The sequence below is a fragment of the uncultured Porphyromonas sp. genome (assembly GCF_915070105.1).
GTDB lineage: Bacteria > Bacteroidota > Bacteroidia > Bacteroidales > Porphyromonadaceae > Porphyromonas.
Genome location: NZ_CAJZFJ010000102.1, coordinates 1 through 4,838, shown reverse-complemented (window position 1 = coordinate 4,838; position 4,838 = coordinate 1). Strand labels below are relative to the sequence as shown.

Sequence of the window (4,838 nt, the reverse complement as noted above, 5' to 3'; positions counted from 1 at the left end):
CAGTTGTGTACACACGTGTATACTCATCCCTCCTAGGTAGGAGGTATACGCTGGGGATCTCTACACCTAGGATACGGATACTTCTATCTTCGGCGTATGCTCCTTGACGACCTCGCACTATAGTGATTTCATGCGTCAGCCCTGATCTATCTGTGAGGTGTGGCTTCTCCTAATATATTATAAGGAGGAAGGGCTCGGGAATGTAGTTCCCGAGCCCTTCCTCTTTTGGATTGGTGTGTCGAAGGTATATCCGCCGCCTAAGCCGAGGTAGCTGTCCCTATCGTCTAGCCTGTGCTACTCCCTCTCTAGGCTGGGATAGGCTCATCCCATAGCCTGCGCAGCGTAGGAAGGGCTGTCGCCAGCTCACTCATAGAGTGAAAGACGAGGTCAGCACCCTCTCTCCATAGGATCTCATCGGGGAGAGGTCCTGTATTGACTGCTATCGTGAAGATACCAGCACGGCTGGCGGACTGGACTCCCATCGGAGCGTTCTCGACTACGATCGCTTCGCTAGCATGGACACCTGCCTTGCTCAGGCCTTGGAGGTAGGGCTCGGGGTTGGGTTTACCTATCCGCACATCCTTGCCCGTGACCATTAGCTCAGGGGTAAAGGTGTGGGGGAATGCCTTATCAAGACGATCCAGGAGTGAGGCCTGCGAAGAGCCGGTCACGACGAGACGCCGTAGGTCCCTCACCTGCTCCAGTACCTGCTCTATGTCTGGTATGGCATTGCCCTCGTCATAGGAGACGAAGAGCTCGGTCTTGCGCTGGTAGAGGTAGGTACGCTCCTCGGGAGTTGCCTCTCGCTGGTGAGTACGCTGGTAGAGGAGGTCGATCGTGTAGCCCCCAGTCTGCCCCTCGAAGAGATATACATCCTCGGGCTCCATCATCAGCCCCTGCTCGTGTGCTGCCTCTACCCAAGAGCGGCAGTGTGCGGGCATGGAGTCGAAGAGTACTCCATCCATATCGAAGAGCGCTGCTCGTAGACGCGGGGGAGTGGTGATGTGATGGCGTGTCCGATAGGCTTGGAGCCTAGTGGTGATTACCTCGGAGAGGGTGGTGGGGGAGAGTGTCATGTGTGGGTTATTCTTGCTTATTACGTGCGGTGAGGGTATCGACGACGACAGCTATGGCGCCGTCTCCCGTGATGTTACATGCCGTGCCGAAGCTATCCATAGCGATATAGAGGGAGATCATAAGAGAGAGCTGCACCTCGTCGAAGCCTAGGATGGAGCTTAGGATCGCTAGAGCTGCCATGATCGCTCCCCCGGGTACGCCAGGTGCTGCTATCATCGTGATCCCTAGCATGAGGATGAACTCTGTGAAGAGCCCGATATCGTGGTTCCCTCCTGTCATGAGGATTAGAGCTAGGGCACAGGAGACGATCTTCAGTGTACTACCGGAGAGGTGGATCGTAGCGCAGAGGGGGATCACGAAGGAGCTGACCTCGTCCGATACCCCATTCTTCTTCGTCTGTGCCAGAGTCACGGGGATCGTCGCTGCTGAGGAGGCTGTCCCGAGAGCAGTGAAGTAGGCGGGGAGCATATTGCCTAGCAGGCGGAAGGGGTTCTTCCTCGATATGAGCCCTGCTATGGTGAACTGGAGTACCATGAGGAAGATGTGCAGGACGAAGATGACCCCAATCACCTTGGCGAAGATGAGGAGGGTATTGAGTACCTCATCGTTGCTCGCCATACCGAGGAAGACCCCGAAGATATATAGGGGTAGTAGTGGGATGATCACCTGAGCGATGAAGTAGGAGATGATCTCCTTGACATCTACGATCACAGCCATGAGCGACTTGGAGTGAATCTTGGTCGCTCCTAGTCCGAGTACGAAGGCCAGTACGAGAGCCGTCATCACGCCCATTACGGGGGGCATAGCTACGGTGAAGAAGGGGGCTAGCTCCTGTGCCTTCGCTGCACCCTGCATCGGGGCATCGATACTGATCAAGTGGGGGAAGACGGCACTGCCCGTCAGGTAGGCGAGATAGCCAGAGAAGACAGTGGAGCCGTAGGCGATCCCCACCGTCAGCAGGAGGATCTTCCCAGCCTTGTTCCCAATGCTCCCTATAGCCTCTGCTACGAGGGCTAGGATGATCAAGGGGATCATGAAGCCGAGGAACTGTGAGAAGATGGCATTGAAGGTCAAGAAGAGACGTGTCACGAAGGTGCTCACCGTCAGTGGGAGGAGCTGTGGCATCAGTCGCCCGAGGGCTAGACCTAGGAGGATAGCGATGACGATACGTCCTAGGAGGCTGATCTTGATACGTTTCATGTAGAGCTTGAGTTTATGTTAATGTGTAGTCGTTATTGTGCTCTAAAGTAATGATTTCCTCACACACCTACGCTCCGTCTCCCTATATCTCTTGCTTCGCTGTCCCTAGATAGAGAGAGCGACCTATGCCGCTCGCTTCGTGTCGTCGGTATAGGTCGCTCTGCTTATCTAGCTCTAGGCGGAGGTGTCTGCGCTTAGGTGCGCATCGTGGCTAGCTCTGTCGGCTCTGTCGCTTGCGCTCAGTCTCATCGAGGATGATCTTGCGCATACGCATGGAGTGGGGGGTGATCTCTACATACTCGTCGGGACGGATATACTCGAGAGCATCCTCTAGGCTGAAGACCACGGGAGGGGCTAGGGAGACCTTGTCGTCACTGCCAGAGGCACGCATGTTCGTGAGCTTCTTGCTCTTGCATACGTTCACGGCGAGGTCACCTTCCTTGGTATGCTCCCCGACGACCTGACCTGCATAGACCTCCTCTTGGGGTGAGATGAAGAAGCGGCCACGGCTCTGTAGGTTGTTCAGCGCATAGGCATAGGCTGTCCCTGTCTCTAGGGCGATGATAGAGCCGTTGCTCCTGCGCTCGATGTCTCCCTTCCAGGGCTGATACTCGAGGAAGCGGTGGGCAAGGACGGCTTCACCTGCCGAGGCGGTGAGGACATAGTTGTTGAGCCCGATGATGCCTCGTGAGGGGATGGTGAACTCGAGGAAGACACGCTCCCCACGGGTCTCCATCATGACCATCTCCCCCTTGCGCCGTGTGACGATGTCGATGATCTTGCTAGCGGACTCCTCGGGGAGGTTCACCGTCAGGAGCTCTACGGGCTCGTGGCGTACCCCATCGATCTCGTGGATAATCACCTGGGGCTGTCCTACCTGTAGCTCATAGCCCTCACGGCGCATGGTCTCGATCAGAACAGAGAGGTGGAGGACCCCACGTCCATAGACGATCCAGCTATCGGCTGTCTCTGCGGGCTCGACACGCAGGGCTAGGTTCTTGTCTAGCTCACGCATCAGGCGGTCATGGATATGACGGGAGGTGACGAACTTCCCCTCCTTGCCATAGAAGGGGGAGTTATTGATCGTGAAGAGCATACTCATCGTGGGCTCATCTACTGCGATCGTCTCTAGAGCCTCGGGGGTGGCTGCATCGGTGATGGTCTCGCCGATCTCGAAGCCCTCGATACCGATTAGGGCGCAGATGTCACCAGAGGAGACACTCTCGACCTTGGTACGTCCTAGACCCTCGAAGATATTGACCTCCTTGATACGCATCTTATTGATCGTACCATCACGCTTGCATAGGGCTACCTCCTGCCCCTCTCTTAGGGTACCACGGTGGATACGCCCTACGGCGATACGTCCTACATAGGAGGAGTAGTCGAGCGAGGTGATGAGCATCTGTGCTGGCCCCTCGAGCTGTACGGGGGCAGGTATCTCACGTATGATTGTATCTAGGAGTATGGAGATGTCCTCTGTGGGCTGCTGGTAGTCGGTGCTCATCCAGCCCTGCTTGGCAGAGCCATAGATCGTAGAGAAGTCCAGCTGCTCCTCTGTAGCCCCGAGGGAGAACATGAGGTCGAAGACCATATCCTCCACCTCGGCGGGACGGCAGTTCGGCTTGTCTACCTTGTTGATGACGACGATAGGCTTTAGTCCCATCTCGATTGCCTTCTGTAGGACGAATCGAGTCTGAGGCATGGGACCCTCGAAGGCATCGACGAGCAGTAGGCAGCCGTCGGCGAGGTTCAGTACACGCTCCACCTCGCCACCGAAGTCGGCGTGGCCTGGCGTGTCGATGATGTTGATCTTGACATCCTTGTAGCGGATACTTACGTTCTTGGATAGGATGGTGATGCCTCGTTCACGCTCCAGGTCATTATTGTCTAGGTAGGTATCTACTTCGGCAGCCTTATCATCCCTGAATAGCTTACCGGCTAGGAGCATCTTATCGACAAGGGTGGTCTTACCGTGGTCCACATGTGCGATAATCGCTATATTGCGAATGTCTTGCATTTTCTTCTCTCTATAAGTCTTCTTATTTTACGGCTGCAAAGGTAGCTAAATATGCGCACTTGCTCCCTCTGCCTATCTTACTTAGATCCCTACTTCTCTATATACCATAGTCTATCCGTGACTCTGAGTGATGGCTCCTTCGCTTGACGTCCAAGCTCTATCACTCAGAGCTACAGGTGGACTCTGAGCATGAAGCTGTGAGCTTCTACTCGCAGGCATCCATCCCTATGCGACTAAGCCGTTTCTTAGAGGCGTCCAGCGCCTTGAGCTCCTCTGGTGTGAGCTCCCTTTCGGTCTTTCGGTAGAGGGATTCATAGCTATAGGGGTATCCTCCTATACGATATTCACAAATCTCAGGCTTGTCTGTAAAATGGAAGACAGAGTATAACCAAGCACCCTTATCGGTTACATGGACGATAAATAAGGGCTTCCCCTTAAATCTCCGCTCGTAAATAGAGTATTCATACTCCTCGAAAGCCTTTATAAAGTGTTTGGTTGGGGTGAAGCGAATACTCTTGAATTGCTCTTGGCTAAGCATGATGGG

General features: G+C 54.7%; 4 protein-coding genes. All 4 read right to left on the bottom strand.

The genetic code is table 11. The annotated features are described in order from the left end of the window. Window positions 1–305: 305 nt before the first annotated feature. Complete coding sequence (locus QZ554_RS08125; protein WP_297195703.1) at window positions 306–1,076, bottom strand: HAD-IA family hydrolase; 771 nt, start codon at window positions 1,074–1,076, stop codon at window positions 306–308. A 7-nt stretch (window positions 1,077–1,083) separates the two neighbouring features. After that, window positions 1,084–2,277: a dicarboxylate/amino acid:cation symporter gene (locus QZ554_RS08120; protein WP_297195702.1), complete on the bottom strand. Its 1,194-nt coding sequence runs from the start codon at window positions 2,275–2,277 to the stop codon at window positions 1,084–1,086. Between the two features lie 211 nt (window positions 2,278–2,488). After that, a complete protein-coding gene (gene typA, locus QZ554_RS08115) occupies window positions 2,489–4,294 on the bottom strand; it encodes a translational GTPase TypA (protein ID WP_297195701.1) in 1,806 nt (601 codons plus the stop codon). Between the two features lie 205 nt (window positions 4,295–4,499). Beyond that, on the bottom strand, window positions 4,500–4,838 hold a 339-nt coding region (locus tag QZ554_RS08110), incomplete at its 5' end, for a hypothetical protein (RefSeq protein ID WP_297195700.1).